This is a genomic window from Pseudomonas sp. AL10 (assembly GCF_029960685.1).
GTDB classification, from domain to species: domain Bacteria; phylum Pseudomonadota; class Gammaproteobacteria; order Pseudomonadales; family Pseudomonadaceae; genus Aquipseudomonas; species Aquipseudomonas lactis.
In genome coordinates this window covers 1-18141 of record NZ_JASBQZ010000051.1, presented here as the reverse complement: position 1 = coordinate 18141, position 18141 = coordinate 1, and the positions used below count along the sequence as shown (strand labels likewise).

At 60.7% G+C, this 18141-nt stretch carries 19 protein-coding genes; 11 read left to right on the top strand and 8 right to left on the bottom strand.

What is annotated here, in order from left to right; genetic code table 11:
• The first annotated feature begins 311 nt into the window (after positions 1–311).
• From coxB to QK296_RS26270, 4 genes are all read left to right on the top strand, one after another.
• A complete protein-coding gene (coxB, locus tag QK296_RS26285; protein WP_003187336.1) occupies positions 312–1439 on the top strand; it encodes a cytochrome c oxidase subunit II in 1128 nt (375 codons plus the stop codon).
• A gap of 58 nt (positions 1440–1497) precedes the next feature.
• Positions 1498–3081 (top strand): cytochrome c oxidase subunit I, encoded by a 1584-nt coding sequence (gene ctaD, locus QK296_RS26280; RefSeq protein WP_003187339.1) that lies wholly within the window; start codon positions 1498–1500, stop codon positions 3079–3081.
• 135 nt (positions 3082–3216) lie between these two features.
• Positions 3217–3768 (top strand): cytochrome c oxidase assembly protein, encoded by a 552-nt coding sequence (locus tag QK296_RS26275; protein WP_003187340.1) that lies wholly within the window; start codon positions 3217–3219, stop codon positions 3766–3768.
• A gap of 35 nt (positions 3769–3803) precedes the next feature.
• Positions 3804–4691, top strand: a complete 888-nt coding sequence (locus tag QK296_RS26270; protein WP_034134148.1) for a cytochrome c oxidase subunit 3 — start codon at positions 3804–3806, stop codon at positions 4689–4691.
• 6 nt (positions 4692–4697) lie between these two features.
• Here the strand turns inward: QK296_RS26270 and QK296_RS26265 are convergent, their stop codons facing one another.
• Positions 4698–4901 (bottom strand): twin transmembrane helix small protein, encoded by a 204-nt coding sequence (locus QK296_RS26265; protein ID WP_003187345.1) that lies wholly within the window; start codon positions 4899–4901, stop codon positions 4698–4700.
• Positions 4902–4933: 32 nt separating this feature from the next.
• Between QK296_RS26265 and QK296_RS26260 the strand changes: the two genes are divergently transcribed.
• The 5 genes from QK296_RS26260 to QK296_RS26240 are packed head-to-tail and all read left to right on the top strand — an operon-like array spanning position 4934 to position 8857.
• Entirely contained in the window at positions 4934–5698 is a 765-nt protein-coding gene (locus tag QK296_RS26260; protein WP_034134149.1) for an SURF1 family protein, read from the top strand.
• The gene (locus QK296_RS26255) at positions 5664–6248 is read left to right on the top strand and encodes a hypothetical protein (RefSeq protein ID WP_034134150.1); all 585 of its coding nucleotides are present in this window, start codon (positions 5664–5666) and stop codon (positions 6246–6248) included. The genes QK296_RS26260 and QK296_RS26255 overlap by 35 nt, the downstream gene beginning before the upstream one ends.
• A gap of 10 nt (positions 6249–6258) precedes the next feature.
• Entirely contained in the window at positions 6259–7338 is a 1080-nt protein-coding gene (locus QK296_RS26250) for a COX15/CtaA family protein (protein ID WP_034134151.1), read from the top strand.
• The gene (gene cyoE, locus QK296_RS26245) at positions 7326–8225 is read left to right on the top strand and encodes a heme o synthase (protein WP_044270274.1); all 900 of its coding nucleotides are present in this window, start codon (positions 7326–7328) and stop codon (positions 8223–8225) included. Before QK296_RS26250 ends, cyoE begins: the two co-directional genes overlap by 13 nt.
• Complete coding sequence (locus QK296_RS26240) at positions 8222–8857, top strand: SCO family protein (protein WP_003187352.1); 636 nt, start codon at positions 8222–8224, stop codon at positions 8855–8857. The genes cyoE and QK296_RS26240 overlap by 4 nt, the downstream gene beginning before the upstream one ends.
• Positions 8858–8986: 129 nt before the next feature.
• Here QK296_RS26240 and QK296_RS26235 read toward each other — a convergent pair whose 3' ends face one another.
• Genes QK296_RS26235 through QK296_RS26225 form a run of 3 tightly spaced genes read right to left on the bottom strand, consistent with a single transcriptional unit; the run spans position 8987 to position 11490 of the window.
• A complete protein-coding gene (locus QK296_RS26235) occupies positions 8987–9757 on the bottom strand; it encodes a MetQ/NlpA family ABC transporter substrate-binding protein (RefSeq protein ID WP_034134153.1) in 771 nt (256 codons plus the stop codon).
• Positions 9758–9808: 51 nt separating this feature from the next.
• Entirely contained in the window at positions 9809–10483 is a 675-nt protein-coding gene (locus tag QK296_RS26230; RefSeq protein ID WP_003187354.1) for a methionine ABC transporter permease, read from the bottom strand.
• Positions 10483–11490, bottom strand: coding sequence for a methionine ABC transporter ATP-binding protein (locus QK296_RS26225; RefSeq protein ID WP_003187356.1), 1008 nt, complete (start codon positions 11488–11490; stop codon positions 10483–10485). The genes QK296_RS26230 and QK296_RS26225 overlap by 1 nt, the downstream gene beginning before the upstream one ends.
• Before the next feature lie 265 nt (positions 11491–11755).
• On the opposite strand from QK296_RS26225, the gene katE reads away from it, so the two are divergent.
• The gene (gene katE, locus QK296_RS26220) at positions 11756–13897 is read left to right on the top strand and encodes a catalase HPII (RefSeq protein ID WP_034134154.1); all 2142 of its coding nucleotides are present in this window, start codon (positions 11756–11758) and stop codon (positions 13895–13897) included.
• An 86-nt stretch (positions 13898–13983) separates the two neighbouring features.
• Here the strand turns inward: katE and QK296_RS26215 are convergent, their stop codons facing one another.
• Genes QK296_RS26215 through QK296_RS26200 form a run of 4 tightly spaced genes read right to left on the bottom strand, consistent with a single transcriptional unit; the run spans position 13984 to position 16786 of the window.
• Complete coding sequence (locus QK296_RS26215; protein WP_014716334.1) at positions 13984–14703, bottom strand: PA5502 family lipoprotein; 720 nt, start codon at positions 14701–14703, stop codon at positions 13984–13986.
• A 37-nt stretch (positions 14704–14740) separates the two neighbouring features.
• On the bottom strand, positions 14741–15529 hold the full coding sequence (znuB, locus tag QK296_RS26210; RefSeq protein WP_003187359.1) for a zinc ABC transporter permease subunit ZnuB: 789 nt from the start codon (positions 15527–15529) through the stop codon (positions 14741–14743).
• Positions 15522–16292 carry a zinc ABC transporter ATP-binding protein ZnuC gene (znuC, locus tag QK296_RS26205; protein WP_003187361.1) on the bottom strand — a complete coding sequence of 257 codons (771 nt, stop codon included), beginning with the start codon at positions 16290–16292 and terminating at the stop codon, positions 15522–15524. The genes znuB and znuC overlap by 8 nt, the downstream gene beginning before the upstream one ends.
• Positions 16292–16786, bottom strand: coding sequence for a Fur family transcriptional regulator (locus QK296_RS26200; RefSeq protein ID WP_169857065.1), 495 nt, complete (start codon positions 16784–16786; stop codon positions 16292–16294). Before QK296_RS26200 ends, znuC begins: the two co-directional genes overlap by 1 nt.
• A gap of 46 nt (positions 16787–16832) precedes the next feature.
• On the opposite strand from QK296_RS26200, the gene QK296_RS26195 reads away from it, so the two are divergent.
• Complete coding sequence (locus tag QK296_RS26195) at positions 16833–17762, top strand: zinc ABC transporter substrate-binding protein (protein WP_003187364.1); 930 nt, start codon at positions 16833–16835, stop codon at positions 17760–17762.
• Positions 17763–18141: the final 379 nt, after the last annotated feature.

Here is an 18141-nt window from a genome sequence, read left to right as displayed (position 1 = left end):
GAGCGCCTAAGACGCATTTGTCATAATTATTTCATGGTTATAGGCAGGGGTTATATCGAAATGCCATCGTTCGTCGGATAAACGATTCCGCCGCCCATTTTACGGGCTCCGTCTGTCTGTTTCTATTCATTTGCCCCCACACATTGCGGGGTTGCTACGGCTGTCTATACTCGATTTTGTACGCAATTAGCTGATGACGCCCAACTGCATGACGCAGGCAAGGCTTGGCGGTTGTAAGCAGTATGGAAGCCGCTCCCTTCGCCGCAGGTGCAAACCGGCGGGATAACAAGAAACATAAAGGGGAACCCGCAATGACGCGACATCCACACGTTTGGATGGGCCTCCTGGTGTGGTCGGTATTCGGCCAGGCGCACGCCGCCTGGACCACGAATATGGCGCCAGGGGCTACTGAAGTCAGCCACGCTGTGTTTGACCTGCACATGACCATTTTCTGGATTTGTGTGGTGATCGGCATCGTCGTGTTTGGCGCGATGTTCTGGTCAATGATCCTGCACCGCCGGTCTACGGGCCAGGTAGCGGCCAAGTTCCACGAAAGCACCACCGTGGAAATCCTCTGGACCGTGGTGCCCTTGCTGATTCTGGTGGCCATGGCCATTCCGGCCACCAAGACCCTGATCAACATCTACGACAGCAGTGAATCGGATATCGATATCCAGGTCACCGGCTATCAGTGGAAGTGGCATTACAAATACCTGGGGCAGGATGTGGAGTTCTTCAGCAACCTGGCCACGCCCGCCGAGCAGATCCATAACCAGGCTACCAAGGGTGAACACTACCTGTTGGAAGTCGACCAGCCGCTGGTATTGCCGGTGGGTGCCAAGGTGCGCTTTCTGGTGACCGCCGCCGATGTGATCCACTCATGGTGGGTACCGGCCTTCGCGGTCAAGCGCGACGCCATCCCCGGCTTCGTCAACGAGGCCTGGACCCGCGTCGAGAAGCCCGGCATCTATCGTGGCCAGTGCGCCGAACTGTGTGGCAAGGACCATGGCTTCATGCCCATCGTGGTTGAGGTCAAGTCCAAGGCTGACTACGACACCTGGCTGGGCGAGCGCAAGGAGGAGGCGGCCAAGCTCAAGGAACTGACCTCCAAGGAGTGGACTCTGGACGAACTGGTGGCTCGTGGCGACAAGGTCTATCACACCACCTGCGTGGCCTGTCACCAGGCCGAGGGCCAAGGCTTGCCACCGATGTTCCCGGCGCTCAAGGGCTCGAAAATCGCCACGGGGCCGGCCAAAGACCATCTGAGCATCGTGTATCACGGCAAGCCCGGCACCGCGATGGCAGCCTTCGGCAAGCAGCTCTCTGAAGTGGATATCGCCGCTGTGGTGACCTATGAGCGTAACGCCTGGGGTAATAACAAAGGCGACATGGTCACGCCCAAAGACGTGCTGGCTCTGAAACAGGCCCAAAGCAAATGACTACTTTCATTGCCAATGCCCTGAATCGCCCCGCTCACTCGCTTGCAGGAGAACGGCCATGAGCACTGTGATCGACCATGGTCATGCCGACCATGCCCACGGCCCCGCCAAGGGTCTGATGCGCTGGGTGCTGACCACCAACCACAAAGACATCGGCACCATGTACCTGTGGTTCGCCTTCACCATGTTCCTGCTCGGTGGCTCGTTCGCCATGGTGATCCGCGCCGAGCTGTTCCAGCCGGGCCTGCAGATTGTGCAGCCGGCGTTCTTCAACCAGATGACCACCATGCACGGCCTGATCATGGTGTTCGGCGCAGTGATGCCGGCGTTCGTCGGCCTGGCCAACTGGATGATCCCGCTGATGATCGGCGCGCCGGACATGGCCCTGCCGCGCATGAACAATTTCAGTTTCTGGCTGCTGCCGGCGGCGTTTCTGCTGTTGGTGTCTACCTTGTTCACGCCCGGCGGCGGGCCGAACTTCGGCTGGACCTTTTACGCCCCGCTCTCCACCACCTATGCGCCGGAAAGCGTGACGTTCTTTATCTTTGCCATCCACCTGATGGGCATCAGTTCGATCATGGGCGCGATCAACGTGGTCGCCACCATCCTCAACCTGCGCGCGCCGGGCATGACCCTGATGAAAATGCCGCTGTTCGTGTGGACCTGGCTGATCACCGCGTTCCTGCTGATCGCGGTGATGCCGGTACTGGCGGGCTGCGTGACCATGATGCTGATGGATATCCACTTCGGCACCAGCTTCTTCAGCGCGGCCGGTGGTGGCGATCCGGTGCTGTTCCAGCATGTGTTCTGGTTCTTCGGGCATCCCGAGGTGTACATCATGATCCTGCCGGCCTTTGGCGCGGTCAGCTCGATCATCCCGACCTTCTCGCGCAAGCCGCTGTTCGGTTACACCTCGATGGTCTACGCCACCGCGAGCATCGCGTTCCTGTCATTCATCGTGTGGGCACACCATATGTTCGTGGTGGGCATTCCGCTGGTGGGTGAGCTGTTCTTCATGTACGCCACCCTGCTGATCGCCGTACCCACGGGGGTGAAGGTATTCAACTGGGTCAGCACCATGTGGCAAGGCTCACTGACGTTCGAGACGCCGATGTTGTTTGCGGTGGCCTTTGTGATCCTGTTCACCATCGGCGGCTTCTCCGGGCTGATGCTGGCGATTGCCCCGGCGGACTTTCAGTACCACGACACCTACTTTGTGGTGGCGCATTTCCATTACGTACTGGTGCCCGGCGCGATCTTCGGGATCTTCGCCTCGGCCTACTACTGGCTGCCGAAATGGACCGGCCACATGTACGACGAAACCCTGGGCAAACTGCATTTCTGGTTGTCTTTCGTGGGCATGAACATGGCGTTCTTCCCCATGCACTTCGTGGGGCTGGCCGGTATGCCGCGTCGGGTGCCGGACTACAACCTGCAGTTCGCTGACTTCAACATGGTCTCGTCCATCGGTGCCTTCATGTTCGGCGCCACGCAGATCTTCTTCCTGTTCATTGTCATCAAGTGCATCCGTGGCGGCCCGCCTGCGCCGGCCAAGCCCTGGGATGGCGCCGAAGGCCTGGAATGGAGCGTGCCCTCGCCCGCGCCGTATCACACCTTCACCACGCCGCCGGAGGTCAAATGAAGCCCTCCCTATACTCCTCCTGTGGGAGCGGGCTTGCCCGCGATGGCGGTATGTCAGGCGCTGAATCTCCCGACTTTGAGGTCCTCATCGCAGGCAAGCCAGCTCCCACAGAAAGTCCAAAGCCAGGTGGGCGCCATGGCTGACTCCGTACCGCTCAAGCGCCTGGTCACCCGCCTGCTGATTTTGGTGTTGGCGATGTTCGCCTTTGGCTTCGCCCTGGTGCCGATCTACGACGTGATGTGCAAGGCGTTCGGCATCAACGGCAAGACCGCCGGCCAGTACGAGGGCGAGCAAATGGTCGACCCCTCGCGCCAGGTGCGCGTGCAGTTTCTGTCCACCAACGCCATCGACATGGTCTGGGAATTTCATTCCAAGGCCGATGAGATTGTGGTCAACCCCGGAGCAGTCAACGAGATGCTGTTCGTGGCCTACAACCCCACCGATAAGCCGATGACCGCCCAGGCGATACCCAGCATTTCCCCGGCCGAGGCGGCGATGTACTTCCACAAGACCGAATGCTTTTGCTTCACCCAGCAAGTGTTGCAGCCCGGTGAGCGCATTGAGATGCCCGTACGTTTCATCGTCGATCGCGCGATGCCCAAGGATGTGAAGCATTTGACCCTGGCGTACACGCTGTTCGATATCACTGCGCGCCAGCCGCCCGTGGCCGTCAGGACCGGGGGCTAGCTACTGTTTGCCCCCTCAATCAGGAGAGCGAATACATGTCGACTCATGATACGTACTACGTACCAGCGCAAAGCAAATGGCCGATAATTGCCACGATTGGCCTGCTGGTCACCGTGTATGGCCTGGCCGTGTGGTTCAACGACTTGAAGGCCGCGCGGGCCGAATCCCACGGGCCGTGGATCTTTTTCGTCGGCGGTTTGCTGCTGGCCTACATGCTGTTTGGCTGGTTTGGCGCGGTGATCAAGGAAAGTCGTGCCGGGCTGTACAGCGCGCAGATGGACCGCTCGTTCCGCTGGGGCATGACGTGGTTCATCTTTTCGGAGGTGATGTTCTTCATCGCCTTTTTTGGTGCGCTGTTCTACGTGCGCGTCTGGGCTGGGCCTTGGTTGGCGGGCGAAGGGCCCAAGGGCATTGCCCATATGCTGTGGCCGAACTTTGAGTTTGCCTGGCCCCTGCTGAACAACCCCGACCCCAAGCTCTACCCTGCGCCCAAAGGCACCATCAGCCCCTGGGGCCTGCCGTTGGTCAACACCATCCTGCTGGTGAGTTCCAGCGTGACCATCACCATTGCCCACCATGCCCTGCGCAAAGGCCATCGTGGTGCACTGAAACTCTGGCTGGCGATCACCGTGCTGCTGGGCCTGGCGTTTCTTGGGTTCCAGGCTGAGGAATACATCCACGCCTACAAAGAGTTGGGCCTTACCCTGGGTTCAGGCGTGTACGGCGCGACGTTCTTCATGCTCACGGGCTTTCACGGCGCCCACGTGACCATCGGCACCATTATTTTGTTTGTGATGCTGATGCGCATCCTGCGCGGGCATTTCAATGCCGAGCACCAGTTCGGTTTCGAGGCGGCCAGTTGGTATTGGCACTTTGTGGACGTGGTGTGGATCGGGCTGTTTTTCTTTGTCTATGTGCTGTGACGCCGCTTACCACGGCGCATGAGAGACCAGTTGGCCGCTGAAAAAGCCCCAGGCGATCAAGCCCACGGTGATCACGGCCAGCGTGACACGCACAGTCAAGGCGGTGACGAGGCGGTTGGAGTTGCCCTCGTCCTTGACCAGGAAGAACAAGCCGCTGAACAGGCTCACGACGGTCGCGATCAGCATCAGGGCAATGGCGGCTTTGAGCATGGTCTGGCTCCGGGCTTATTGGGAGAGGGGCGATGAGGTCGAGTATAGCCAGTGCCCTGCAGCGCTTTCGTCCGGGCATCGCGCCGACGCTGGTGGTGCTGGTGTTGCTGCCATTGATGGTCGGCCTGGGGTTTTGGCAACTGGCCCGTGGGCACGAAAAGCAACTGCTGGTAGACCGTTATGCCGAGCGCCGCGCGGCCGAGCCGGTCAGCAGTGCGCAACTCAATGACATGGCTGATCCGGCCTTCCGTCGCGTCCATCTTCGCGGGCAACTGGATGGTGAACACAGCGTATTGCTGGATAACCGCATGCGTGACGGCAAGGCCGGTGTTGAGCTGCTGCAACCTTTTCATGATCAGGCCAGCGGCCTGTGGCTGTTGCTCAATCGTGGCTGGCTGCCTTGGCCAGACCGGCGTATCGCGCCCGCCTTTACTACCCCTGAACAGACGCTGAACCTCGACGCCTGGGTGTACGTCGCCCCCGGCGAGACCTTCCAACTGCATGCCGACCCGGCCAGCACGCAATGGCCGCGCCTGCTTACCGCACTGCACCCCGCCGCGCTGTGGGACGAACTGGGGCGCAGCGGTTTTGCCTATGAGCTGCGTGCCGAAGCGGGCCCCGATACCTACGAAACCAGCTGGCCCGTGGTCGCCATGGGCCCGGAAAAACACCTGGCCTACGCCGTGCAATGGTTCGCCATGGCCGTGGCGTTGCTGGCGCTTTACCTCTACCTCGGATGGCATAACAAAAAGGAGAAGCCCCATGGGAGCGGCCATGAATCCACCCAGCACATCTGACACGCTTGATCGGCGCAAGGGTCGCTGGCAGCTGATTTTGATCCTGATGATGGTGATCGGCCCGATGGCGCTGGCCACCTTTATGTACAAATTGCAGTTCTGGGTGCCGGACAGCCGCAGCTACCACGGCGAACTGATCGGCAACGGCCAGACCCGCGCCGACATTGGTGTGCAGGCCGATGAACAGCGTTGGCAACTGCTGGTCACCGCCCCCGCCGCCTGCGCTGCCGATTGCCAGCAACTGGTGTACCTGGCGCGCCAGCTGCAGATCAGCCTTGGCCGTGATGCGTCTCGTGCCAGCCATGCCCTGGCCGGCGCGCAACCTTTGAGCCGCGAATACGAGGCCAAGCTCAAGGCCGAATATCCACAGCTGCAGCGCTACCCGCTGGATGTGTCGACCTTTGCCAGGAACGCTGCCGCGCCTGGTGAGGCACAACTGTGGATCGTCGACCCCCACGGCAATCTGGTGCTGCGCTATGACGCCAAGGTCAAGGGCAAGGACTTGCTCAACGATCTGCGCTTGCTGCTGAAACTGTCGAACATCGGATAAGGGCACCGTCATGGCCAAGCCTGGATTTCGCCTCGCGCTGTTTGCCACCTTACTGGCGTTGCTTGTCGTGCTGCTCGGCGCCTATACCCGCCTGACCCACGCCGGCCTCGGCTGCCCGGACTGGCCGGGCTGCTATGGCTTTATCAGCGTGCCCCAAAGCGAAGCCCAACTGGCCCATGCCGAGTTGCACTTTCCCGACACGCCGGTGGAGGCCGACAAAGGCTGGGCCGAGATGACCCATCGCTACTTCGCTGGCAGCCTGGGCCTCTTGATCGCGCTGCTGGCGGCGCGTTCGTGGCGTCATCGGCGTGATCCGGGCCAGCCAGTGAAGCTGCCGCTGTTCCTGCTGGCGGTGGTGTTGGCCCAGGCGGCGTTTGGCATGTGGACCGTGACCTTGAAGCTCTGGCCGCAAGTGGTCACCGGGCACCTGTTGGGCGGCTTTGCGACCTTGAGCCTGCTGTTTCTGCTGACCCTGCGGCTGTCCGGCGTACTGCCGGCGCTGGTCGTGCCCAAGCGCCTGCAATATTGGGCGACGGCGGGCCTGGTGCTGGTGATCGGGCAGATCGCCCTGGGCGGCTGGGTCAGTTCCAACTACGCGGCAGTGGCCTGTGTCGATTTGCCCACCTGCCATGGCCAATGGTGGCCGGCAGCGGACTTTGCCAATGGCTTTCACCTGACCCAGCACATCGGCCCCAATTACCTGGGCGGGCAGCTCGACAGCGAAGCGCGCACTGCTATTCACCTGACGCATCGCGTCGGCGCCGTGCTGGTCACGCTGGTGCTGCTCGGTTTGGCCTGGCAACTGCGGGCAGTGGGGATGACGCGCCTGGCCGGTCTGCTGTTGATCGCCCTGGCCGCGCAGATCTGCCTGGGGCTGAGCAATGTGGCGTTCGGCCTGCCGTTACCGGTGGCAGTCGCGCACAACGCTGGCGGGGCAACGTTGTTGTTGACGCTGGTGCTGGTCAATTACCACGCGCGCACCAGCCTGGTTCGGGTGCGTCACCCGCGTCTGTTCGGTTGGCGTTTTATCCCGCGCAAACAGGTGTCGGGCCTGATCACCCTTAAAGGAGAACTGCCATGGCGACCGTGATCGGCGCACGTCGCGACCGGGCGATCTGGCGTGACTATCTGGAGCTGACCAAGCCCAAAGTGGTGGTGCTGATGCTGATCACCTCGCTGGTGGGCATGTTCCTCGCCACCCGCGCCGGGGTGCCCTGGACAGTGCTGGTGTTCGGCAACCTCGGCATTGCCCTGTGTGCCGGCGGCGCGGCGGCGGTCAATCATGTAGTGGATCGACGGATTGATGCCGTGATGGCGCGCACTCACAAGCGGCCGATGGCTGAGGGGCGTGTCTCGCCGATGGCGGCGTTAGCGTTTGCGTTGTTCCTGGCGATTGCAGGATTGGCCCTGCTGCTGGCGTTTACCAACCCGCTGGCGGCCTGGCTGACCTTGGCTTCGCTGCTGGGTTATGCGGTGATCTATACCGGTTTTCTCAAGCGGGCGACTCCGCAGAATATCGTCATCGGCGGTCTGGCCGGTGCGGCGCCGCCGCTGCTGGGCTGGGTGGCTGTCACCGGGCATGTGAGTGCCGAGCCCTTGCTGCTGGTGTTGATCATCTTCGCCTGGACCCCGCCACACTTCTGGGCCCTGGCCATTCACCGCAAAGAGGAATACGCCAAGGCCGACATCCCGATGCTGCCGGTCACCCATGGCGAGCACTACACCAAGGTGCATATCCTGCTGTACACCTTCGCCCTGCTGGCGGTGAGCCTGATGCCTTACGTTATCCACATGAGCGGGCTGCTCTACCTGGGCTGTGCGCTGGTATTGGGTGCGCGCTTTCTGCAATGGGCCTGGGTGTTGTACCGTGGCAGCCAGCCGCACGCGGCGATCAACACGTTCAAGTACTCTATCTGGTACTTGCTGCTGCTGTTTATCGCCCTGCTCGTAGACCACTACTTATTGTTGAACCTATGACTCGAACTCAAAAAACCGTCTTCATCCTCGTGGCCCTGGTGGCGTTGATCATGGGCCTGACCGTCAACAAAGTGCTCTCGGGCAAAGGCCAGGGCGACCCTACCGCGCTGATCGACGCGGGCATCATTCTGTTGCCGCAAAGCCGCCAGTTGCCAGCGGTGACCATGACCAATCAGGAAGGCCAGCCGGTGGTGGTCAACGAGTTGAAGGGCAAGTGGAGCCTGCTGTTTTTTGGCTACACCTTCTGCCCGGATATCTGCCCAACCACCCTCGCCCAGCTTCGCCAGATCAAGAGCGAGCTGCCCCAAGAGGCTGTGGATAAGTTGCAGGTGATCCTGGTCAGCGTCGATCCGCACCGCGATACCCCGGCGCAGCTCAAGCAGTACCTGGGTTACTTTGATCCGCAGTTCCAAGGCCTGACTGGCGCGAATGTGGAGGATGTGCAGAAGGTTTCGAATGCGGTGAGCATTCCCTTCATTCCGGCGGATACCACTAAGCCGAACTACACCGTCGACCACAGCGGTAACCTGGCACTGATCGGCCCGGATGGTACTCAGCGTGGGTTTATTCGTGCGCCGTTGAACAACCAGAAGCTGGTGGCGCAGTTGCCGGGGTTGCTACAGCGCAAGTGAGCACCTGATGATCGTTCCCACGCTCTGCGTGGGAATGCAGTTAGGGACGCTCTGCGTCCCCAAGCGTGACGCAGAGCGTCACGAGAGGCGTTCCCACGCGGAGCGTGGGAACGATCAGATCAGGAGAAATCAGAACGCCGGCTTGATCGCGCCTTTGTACTTCTCTTCGATGAACTTCTTCACTTCAGGCGTGTGCAGAGCTGCAACCAGCTTCTTCACCGCGTCCGCATCCTTGTTGTCTTCGCGGGTCACCAGGATGTTCACGTAAGGCGAATCGCTGCCTTCGATCACCAGGGCATCCTTGGATGGGTCCAGCTTGGCTTCCAGGGCGTAGTTGGTGTTGATCAGCGCCAGGTCGACCTGGGTCAGCACGCGCGGCAGGGTGGCGGCTTCCAGTTCGCGGAATTTCAGGTTTTTATCGTTGCCGGTGATGTCCTTGATGGTCGACAGGATGTTGGTCGGGTCCTTCAGGGTGATCAGGCCGTTCTTGGCCAGCAGTAACAGCGCACGACCACCGTTGGTGGCGTCGTTCGGAATCACCACGTTGGCGCCGTCAGGCAGGTCGGCCAATTTTTTGTACTTGCTGGAGTAAGCGCCCAGAGGCTCCAGGTGCACCGCGCCGACGCTCACCAGGTGAGTGCCTTTGGCCTTGTTGAATTCATCCAGGTACGGCTGGTGCTGGAAGAAGTTGGCATCCAGGCGCTTTTCAGCCACCTGTACGTTCGGCTGCACGTAGTCGGTGAAGACTTTGACGTTCAGGTCCACGCCTTCTTTGGCCAGGGCAGGCTTCACGAATTCGAGGATTTCGGCGTGAGGCACCGGCGAAGCAGCGACCGTAATGGTCTCGGCGTGGGCGGAAAACGCAGCCACGGCGGCGAAAGCAACCAGTAGTTTTTTCATCCAGCAAGCTCCTTGTTCGGGCATCTGCCGGCTGTGTGCCGGCAATGGCCGTTATTTACGAGAAAAATGCACCACCAGCCGGTCGCCGACGGTTTGCAGAATTTGCACAAGAATCAACAGCATCACCACGGTGACCACCATCACATCGGTCTGGAAGCGCTGGTAGCCAAAACGGATTGCCAGGTCGCCCAGGCCGCCAGCACCGACCACACCCGCCATTGCGGTGTAGGAAACCAGTGTAATCGCCGTCACCGTAATCGCTGCGAAGATGCCAGGGCGGGCTTCGGGCAACAGGGCGTTGGTGATGATCTGGCGGGTGGTAGCACCCATGGCCTGGGTGGCTTCGATGATGCCACGGTCCACTTCGCGCAGGGCTGTTTCCACCAGGCGCGCAAAGAATGGCGTGGCGCCGACGACCAGCGGTGGGATCGCGCCGGCGACACCCAGCGACGTGCCGGTGATCAGTACCGTGAATGGAATCATCACGATCAGCAGGATGATGAACGGTAGCGAGCGCAAGATATTCACGATCAGCGACAGCAGCGCGTACAGGCCTTTTTGTTCGAACAGCTGGCGCGGGCTGGTCAGGAACAACAGCACGCCCAGGGGCAGGCCCAGCAGCACGGTGAAGAACAGCGAGCCGAACAGCATGGTCATGGTGTCACCGGTGGCGAGCCAGATTTCAGACCAGTCGATATTGGCGAAGAAACTCAGGAAAACGTCCATCAGCGCAGGACCTCCATGTGAACGTCGGCGGCGGTGAAGCGTGCAAACGCAGCGTCCATGTCACCGCCGGTGACGGCGAGGGTCAGTTGCCCGTAAGGGATGTCTTTGATGCGGTCGATACGACCGGCAAGGATGCTGTAGTCCACCCCGGTTTCCCGTGCGACGGTACCCAGCAGTGGCGCGTAGGTCGCGTCCCCTTGGAACGTCAGGCGCACGATACGGCCTGGCACATGGGCAAAGTCGTCGCGCTGCTCGCCTTCGTCCACCTGTTCGGCTTCTTGTACGAAGCGTTTGGTGGTCGGGTGCTTGGGGTGCAGGAACACGTCGGCCACCGAGCCTTGCTCGACGATCACCCCGGCGTCCATCACCGCGACCTGGTCGCATACGCGGCGGATCACGTCCATTTCATGGGTGATCAACACGATGGTCAGGTTCAGCTCGCGGTTGATCTCGGCCAGCAGTTGCAGGACCGACGCCGTGGTTTGCGGGTCGAGGGCGCTGGTGGCTTCGTCGCACAGCAGGATTTTTGGCTTGGTCGCCAGGGCTCGGGCGATGCCGACGCGCTGTTTCTGGCCGCCGGACAACTGCGCCGGGTACTTCTTGGCGTGGTCCGACAAGCCGACGCGGGCGAGCAGCTCAGCCACACGCTGGTCGATTTCCTTGCGCGACAGTTCGCCGGCGAGCGTCAGCGGCAGCGCGACGTTGTCGGCCACGGTCTTGGACGCCAGCAAGTTGAAGTGCTGGAAGATCATGCCGACCTGCTGGCGAAAGCGCCGCAGGCCGTTGGCGTCCAGCGCAGTGACTTCTTCGCCATCCACCTTGATCTGGCCACCACTGGGCTCTTCCAGGCGGTTGATCAGGCGCAGCAGGGTGCTTTTACCGGCACCCGAGTGGCCAATCAGGCCAAACACCTGGCCGTTCTCGACGCGCAGGCTGGTGGGGTGCAGGGCGGGGATATCCTTACCGGCGACGCGGTAGGTTTTATGGACGTTTTGAAACTCGATCACGTAGCGAACCTTGTGGGGCGCATTGAAAAGGGATCAGCGGTTAGCCGGGCGCGCATTTTAGCCTGTCCGTATAGCGTTTCTTAGCATTTATTTCGTATTCATCCAGTCATTTGGCAATAACGCGATCAAAGGTCATAAAAAAGGAACGGTGCAAAACCGCGTCAGTCACTACTTAAGCAACTCGATTTCCCAGGTGCCGTGCCTGGGGTTTTGCTCAAACGAGCCGGGGACCGCTCTGGCCACTTTGAATAAGGAGTTTTGACTGATGAGTACCAAGAAGCCAGCCACCCCGCCCAAGAGTGAACTTGCGGGTACCGATACCCTGGACCGTGGCAACACCAACGCCAAGTTGCAGGCCCTGGAAGAATTCCGCTCTGACGCGACTGGCCAGGCCCTGCGCACCAACCAAGGCGTGAAGATTTCCGATAACCAGAACAGCTTGAAAGTCGGCGCGCGCGGCCCGTCGCTGCTCGAAGACTTCATCATGCGTGAAAAGATCACGCACTTCGACCATGAGCGCATCCCGGAGCGCATCGTGCATGCCCGTGGTACGGGCGCCCATGGCTATTTCCAGAGTTACGGCGACCATTCGACGCTGACCAAGGCAGGTTTCCTGCGCACGCCTGAGCATAAAACCCCAGTATTCGCGCGTTTTTCCACGGTGCAGGGCCCGCGTGGTTCCGGCGACACCGTGCGTGATGTGCGCGGTTTTGCCGTGAAGTTCTTCACCGAGGAAGGCAACTTCGACCTGGTGGGCAACAACATGCCGGTGTTCTTCATCCAGGATGCGATCAAATTTCCTGACTTCGTCCACGCGGTGAAACCCGAGCCTCATAACGAGATTCCTACCGGCGGTTCGGCCCACGATACCTTCTGGGACTTTGTCTCGCTGCAACCGGAATCCGCGCACATGGTGATCTGGGCCATGTCCGACCGCGCCATTCCAAAAAGCCTGCGCGCCATGCAGGGCTTTGGGGTACATACCTTCCGGTTGATCAATACCGAAGGTAAGTCCAGCTTCGTGAAATTCCACTGGCGTCCAAAAGTCGGCACCTGCTCCCTGGTATGGGATGAAGCGCAAAAGCTGGCCGGTAAAGATACGGATTACCACCGTCGCGACCTGTGGGAAGCGATTGAAAGCGGCGATTACCCCGAGTGGGAGCTAGGCGTACAGATCGTGGCCGAAGAAGACGAGCACACGTTTGATTTCGACTTGCTCGACCCGACCAAGATCATTCCAGAAGAACTGGTACCGATCACGCCGCTGGGCAAAATGGTGCTCAACCGTAACCCCGACAACTTCTTCGCTGAAGTCGAGCAGGTTGCGTTCTGCCCGGGCCACATCGTGCCGGGCATCGATTTCACTAACGACCCATTGCTGCAGGGCCGTCTGTTTTCCTACACCGATACCCAGATCAGCCGATTGGGCGGGCCGAACTTTCATGAAATTCCAATCAACCGGCCTGTCGTGCCTTTCCATAACGGCCAGCGCGACGCTCAGCATCGCACCGTGATTGATAAGGGTCGTGCGTCCTACGAACCAAACTCCATTGATGGGGGTTGGCCGAAAGAAACCCCTGCTGGTCCTACCGATGGTGGTTTTGAGTCCTACTACGAGCGCGTCGATGCCAACAAGGTGCGTGAGCGTAGCGAATCCTTTGGTGACCATTTCTCCCAGGCGACGCTGTTCTACAACAGCATGAGCCACCACGAGAAAGAGCACATTATCGCGGCCTACAGCTTTGAGCTGGGCAAGGTGGAGCGCGAGTTCATCCGTGCGCGCCAGGTCAACGAGATCCTGGCCAATATCGACCTGGAGCTGGCCAAGCGCGTTGCGCAGAATTTGGGCTTGCCAGCGCCGACCAAGGGCACGGTGCCTGCCCGTGAAACGTCGCTGAAAGAATCGCCAGCCTTGAGCCAGGTGAATTTACTATCGGGCGATATTAAAACGCGCAAAGTGGCGATTCTGGCAGCCAACGGCGTTGATGGTGCGGCCATTGACGCGCTAAAAGCAGCGCTGGAAGCTGAAGGCGCCCATGCCAAGTTGCTGGGGCCTACTTCGGCGCCTGTGACCACTGCGCAGGGCAAGACGCTGCCGGTCGACGCCTCGATGGAAGGCATGCCGTCCATTGCCTTCGACGCAGTGTTTATCCCGGGTGGCAAAGAGTCCGTGAAGGCGCTGAGCGGTGATGGTGTGGCGTTGCATTATGTACTGGAAGCCTACAAACACCTGAAGGCGATTGCGGTAGCCAGTGATGTGAAGCCGTTGCTGGACCTGCTGAAGCTGGAAGCGGATGCGGGGTTGATCGTGGGCGCGGATGCCAAGGCGTTCAAAGCGTTTTTTGCGGCGATTGCCCAGCATCGGGTGTGGGAGCGTGAGCCGAAATCCAAGGCGATTCCGGCTTAACTTATCGGTTGTTTGTTAGATCGTCATCGCAGGCAAGCCAGCTCCCACACCGTTCAAATGTGGGAGGTGGCTTGCCTGCGATGCTTTTAGTCCGCCTTGCGCGGAATCAGCACAACCTGCGCCGGAATGTGTTTCAGGATTTGCCGGTGAATCTTCAGGTCATATCCCGAATCAATCCGCTTCACCCGCTTGGTCAGTAACGTGGCCAGCCACGGGTAATCCTGGGTGCGTGGCACCTGGATGCTGACATCGCACTGGTAATTCACCACGTCGGTGGCGATCGCGTCCAACTGATGACGCATGTCTTCGACATCCGCGAGGTTCAGCGCCACGGTGGTGCTCGGCGCTGCCGGGTCGATAACCTTGGCGGCGGGCTTGGCTTCAGCGGCTTTCAACGCGGCTTCTGCCTGGTCCAATTCGGCTTTACGCGCATGGCTGATGGCGCTGTTGACGCCACCAGTCAGCGCAGGGGCCTTGGGCATCAGGGCGCGGGCACGGCTCAGGGCCGTGGCGGCCGCGTTGACATCGCCCTTTTGCAACACGATCTGGCTGCGCTGCAAGTAGGCTTCGGCCAATTGACGCTGGTAGGCCTCAAGTGCCGGGTCATTGGGCGATTGGGCCTGCAGTGCGGCCAACTGGTCTTCGGCGGTGGCCAATTCGCTGCTGGCCAGGTTTTGTTCCAGCTGCGCGATGGCCGCAGCCCGCGGATCCGGAGCCTGGGGGGCAGCGGGCGGCGTACTTTGGCAGGCGCCCAGCAGCAGTGAAAATGCGGCAAGGAGCAGATAACGGGAGGTGAACGGCTTCATTCCTGCGACTCTCTATTTGCGCAAAAAGCGAGCAAGTCTACACCCCTCGACGGGGCAGGACAAAACTCAGCAGAAACAGGGCGGCCGCCGTAACCACAATCGACGGCCCGGCCGGTGTGTCCTTGAACCAGGACAGCGCCAGGCCACCACACACTGCAAGCATCCCCAGGAGGCTGGCGCCAATCGCCATCTGCTCCGGAGAGCGAGCGTGACGTTGGGCGGCGGCGGCTGGAATGATCAGCAGCGACGTGATCAACAATACGCCGACAATCTTCATCGCGACAGCAATCACCACGGCGATGAGCAACATCAGCGCCATACGCAGGCCTGCGACGGGCAAGCCCTCTACCTTGGCCAGTTCTTCATGCACGGTGATCGCCAGCAACGGGCGCCACAGGGTCACCAGCAACACCAGCACCGCAGCGCTGCCGCCGAGTATCCAGGCCAGGTCGGTCGGGCTGATTGCCAGCAGGTCACCAAACAGGTAGGCCATCAGGTCGATGCGCACTTCATGCATGAAGCTCAGCACCACCAGGCCCAGGGACAAAGTACTGGGCGCAAGGATGCCCAGCAGTGTGTCGGAAGCCAGTGGCTGGCGTTGCTGCAGGGTCACCAGCAGCACCGCTAGCAGCAGGCAGCCGACGGTCACGGCGATGGCCGGGCTTACATCCAGCAGAAAGCCCATGGCCACGCCCAGCAAGGCGGCATGGGACAAGGTGTCGCCGAAATAGGCCATGCGCCGCCAGACCACAAACGAGCCCAATGGGCCCGCCACCAGAGCCAAAGCCAAGCCTGCCAGCAGGGCGTAGAGCAGAAAATCAGCCATGCTTGCAGCTATCTCCATGAACGTGGGGGGTATCGACGACGGCGCCATGCAGGTCATGGGCGTGGTCGTGGTGGTGATGATAGATAGCCAGGCTCTGGGCGTTCTTGCCGAACAACTCCACGAACGCCGGGTCGCCACTGACCTGTTCCGGGTGGCCCGAGCAGCACACGTGGCGGTTGAGGCAGACCACTTGGTCGGTGGTGCTCATGACCAGGTGCAAGTCGTGGGAGACCATCAGCACGCCGCAACCATGGCGGTCGCGCAGGCGGGTGATCAGGCTGTACAGCTCGGCCTGGCCAGCGACATCGACACCTTGCACGGGCTCATCGAGTACCAGCAACTCGGGCTCGCGCAGCAAGGCGCGGGCCAGCAGCACGCGCTGCATTTCGCCGCCGGAGATGCTTTGCACCGGGTTGTCGATGACGTGTTCGGCGCCGACTTCCTTAAGCGCAGCCTGGGCGCGGGCGCGGTCTACGCCGGGCACCAGGCGCAGAAAGCGCAAGACGGAGAGCGGCAACGTCGGGTCTACATGCAGCTTTTGCGGCATATAGCCCACGCGCAGCTTGGGCTTGCGCCAAACCGTTCCGCTGTGGGGCTTGAGCAGCCCGAGCACGGCGCGCACCAGGGTGGTCTTGCCAGCGCCGTTGGGGCCGATCAAAGTGACGATTTGCCCCGGCTCCACGCTCAGTGCGATGTTTTCCAGCACGTTTTGCCCGGCGAACGTGACCCCGACCTGCTCCAGGCGGATTAACGCATTGCTCATCAAACCCCCTGGCAGCCTGCGCACAGGCCGACCACTTCGACCGTTTGCCCCTCGACCTTGAAGCCGACGTCGGCAGCGCTTTTGACAATGGCGTCGCTGATGCTTTTTTGCTCAAGCTCGATGGCGGCGTGGCACTCGCGGCAGATCAGGAACTGGCCCTGATGCGCGTGCTCCGGGTGGTTGCAACCGACAAAGGCGTTGAGCGAGGCGATACGGTGCACCAGGCCATTTTCCAGCAGGAAATCCAGTGCACGGTAAACGGTAGGCGGTGCGGCGCGGCGGCCGTCCTGCTCGCTGAGGACGCCAAGAATATCGTAAGCGCCCAAAGGCTTATGGCTCTGCCACACCAGCTCCAGCACCCGGCGACGCAAGGCGGTCAGGCGCAAGCCTTTCTTTGCGCACAGGGTGTCGGCCTCTGACAATGCGGTGTGCACGCAGTGAGAGTGGTCGTGGGGACGGCTGGCAAGCGGTGTTTTAGGCATGAGCGGCGACAGATATTTGATAGAGACGTTATTATGTTACCCGTTCCTACGCCATCGAGTGGTCATCGTGTCCCGACTTTTTCCCGTTTTTGTCGTATTTGTCACCAGTTTGTTCGTTGCGGGTGCCGCTCAGGCCGAGGTCAAGGTGCTGACGAGCATCAAGCCGTTGCAGCTGATCGCGGCTGCCGTGCAGGACGGCGTGGCTGTTCCAGAGGTATTGCTGCCGCCGGGGGCGTCGCCACATAACTTCGCTTTGCGCCCATCCGACGTACGGCGCGTGCAGTCGGTCGACCTGCTTTACTGGATCGGGCCAGACATGGAGACGTTTTTGCCGCGTGTGCTTAAAGGCCGTACGGCGCCAACGGTGGCCGTGCAGGATCTGCCAGGCATGAAACTGCGCATTTTCGGCGAAGATAGCCATTCTCATGCCGACGAAGCCGACGAACATGACCACGATCACCGCCCAGGCAGCGTGGATGCGCACCTGTGGCTGTCGACCGTCAATGCGCGCGTGATCGCCGCACGGATGGCGGCCGACCTCAGTGCCGCAGACCCGGCCAATGCCGAGCGTTATCAGAGCAATGCCAAAGCCTTCGAAGAACGCCTGAACGCGCTGGATGCGCGCCTGAAGCAGCGTTTGGCGGGCGTTGATGGCAAACCTTACTTCGTGTTCCACGAAGCCTTTGATTACTTCGAAGAGGCGTACGGCTTGAAGCATGCCGGCGTGTTCAGCGTGGCCGCCGAAGTGCAGCCGGGCGCGCAGCACGTAGCGGCGATGCGCGCGCGTTTGCAGGAAGTGGGCAAGACTTGCGTGTTCAGCGAGCCGCCGTTGCGACCTCGCTTGGCCGAAACCCTGGTGGCCGGGTTGCCGGTGAAGTTGGCGGAATTGGATGCGTTGGGCGGCTATACCCCGGCGACGGCCCAGGGTTATGAGCAGGTGCTGGAAAAACTCGGCAATGACCTCGCCGGTTGCCTGGAGTCGCTCTAACAGGTAACACAAAACCCTGTGGGAGCGGGCTTGCCCCAATGCCACTCAGTTAAGCGGTCATCGCCTACTGTAGGAGCGAGCTTGTTCGCGAAAAACGTCAACGATAACGCGTGCTCGCTGAATGAACGCGGCGCCCGTAAGTTTTTCGCGAGAAAGCTCGCTCCTACAAAAAACCTTAACTGACTGGCATTAGGGCTTGCCCGCGATAGCCATAGGTATCTACACAACTTTGTAGGCTGTAGCAGCCGACGGTAACCACTATGCGAAGCGAGACGCTCTTGATCTTGATCTGCTTTTGATCTTAGGCGACCCCCCAAATCACTGGCGGATTACGGGCACACCGAGCCTGGGCGAGGTGCCGAGTGGTGGGGCAAGAGCG

Bases quoted from the DNA above. Each gene is read 5' to 3' on its own strand.
- coxB (WP_003187336.1), top strand. From the start codon at position 312: ATGACGCGACATCCACACGTTTGGATGGGCCTCCTGGTGTGGTCGGTA.
- ctaD (WP_003187339.1), top strand. From the start codon at position 1,498: ATGAGCACTGTGATCGACCATGGTCATGCCGACCATGCCCACGGCCCC.
- QK296_RS26275 (WP_003187340.1), top strand. From the start codon at position 3,217: ATGGCTGACTCCGTACCGCTCAAGCGCCTGGTCACCCGCCTGCTGATT.
- QK296_RS26270 (WP_034134148.1), top strand. From the start codon at position 3,804: ATGTCGACTCATGATACGTACTACGTACCAGCGCAAAGCAAATGGCCG.
- QK296_RS26265 (WP_003187345.1), bottom strand. From the start codon at position 4,901: ATGCTCAAAGCCGCCATTGCCCTGATGCTGATCGCGACCGTCGTGAGC.
- QK296_RS26260 (WP_034134149.1), top strand. From the start codon at position 4,934: ATGAGGTCGAGTATAGCCAGTGCCCTGCAGCGCTTTCGTCCGGGCATC.
- QK296_RS26255 (WP_034134150.1), top strand. From the start codon at position 5,664: ATGGGAGCGGCCATGAATCCACCCAGCACATCTGACACGCTTGATCGG.
- QK296_RS26250 (WP_034134151.1), top strand. From the start codon at position 6,259: ATGGCCAAGCCTGGATTTCGCCTCGCGCTGTTTGCCACCTTACTGGCG.
- cyoE (WP_044270274.1), top strand. From the start codon at position 7,326: ATGGCGACCGTGATCGGCGCACGTCGCGACCGGGCGATCTGGCGTGAC.
- QK296_RS26240 (WP_003187352.1), top strand. From the start codon at position 8,222: ATGACTCGAACTCAAAAAACCGTCTTCATCCTCGTGGCCCTGGTGGCG.
- QK296_RS26235 (WP_034134153.1), bottom strand. From the start codon at position 9,757: ATGAAAAAACTACTGGTTGCTTTCGCCGCCGTGGCTGCGTTTTCCGCC.
- QK296_RS26230 (WP_003187354.1), bottom strand. From the start codon at position 10,483: ATGGACGTTTTCCTGAGTTTCTTCGCCAATATCGACTGGTCTGAAATC.
- katE (WP_034134154.1), top strand. From the start codon at position 11,756: ATGAGTACCAAGAAGCCAGCCACCCCGCCCAAGAGTGAACTTGCGGGT.
- QK296_RS26215 (WP_014716334.1), bottom strand. From the start codon at position 14,703: ATGAAGCCGTTCACCTCCCGTTATCTGCTCCTTGCCGCATTTTCACTG.
- znuB (WP_003187359.1), bottom strand. From the start codon at position 15,529: ATGGCTGATTTTCTGCTCTACGCCCTGCTGGCAGGCTTGGCTTTGGCT.
- znuC (WP_003187361.1), bottom strand. From the start codon at position 16,292: ATGAGCAATGCGTTAATCCGCCTGGAGCAGGTCGGGGTCACGTTCGCC.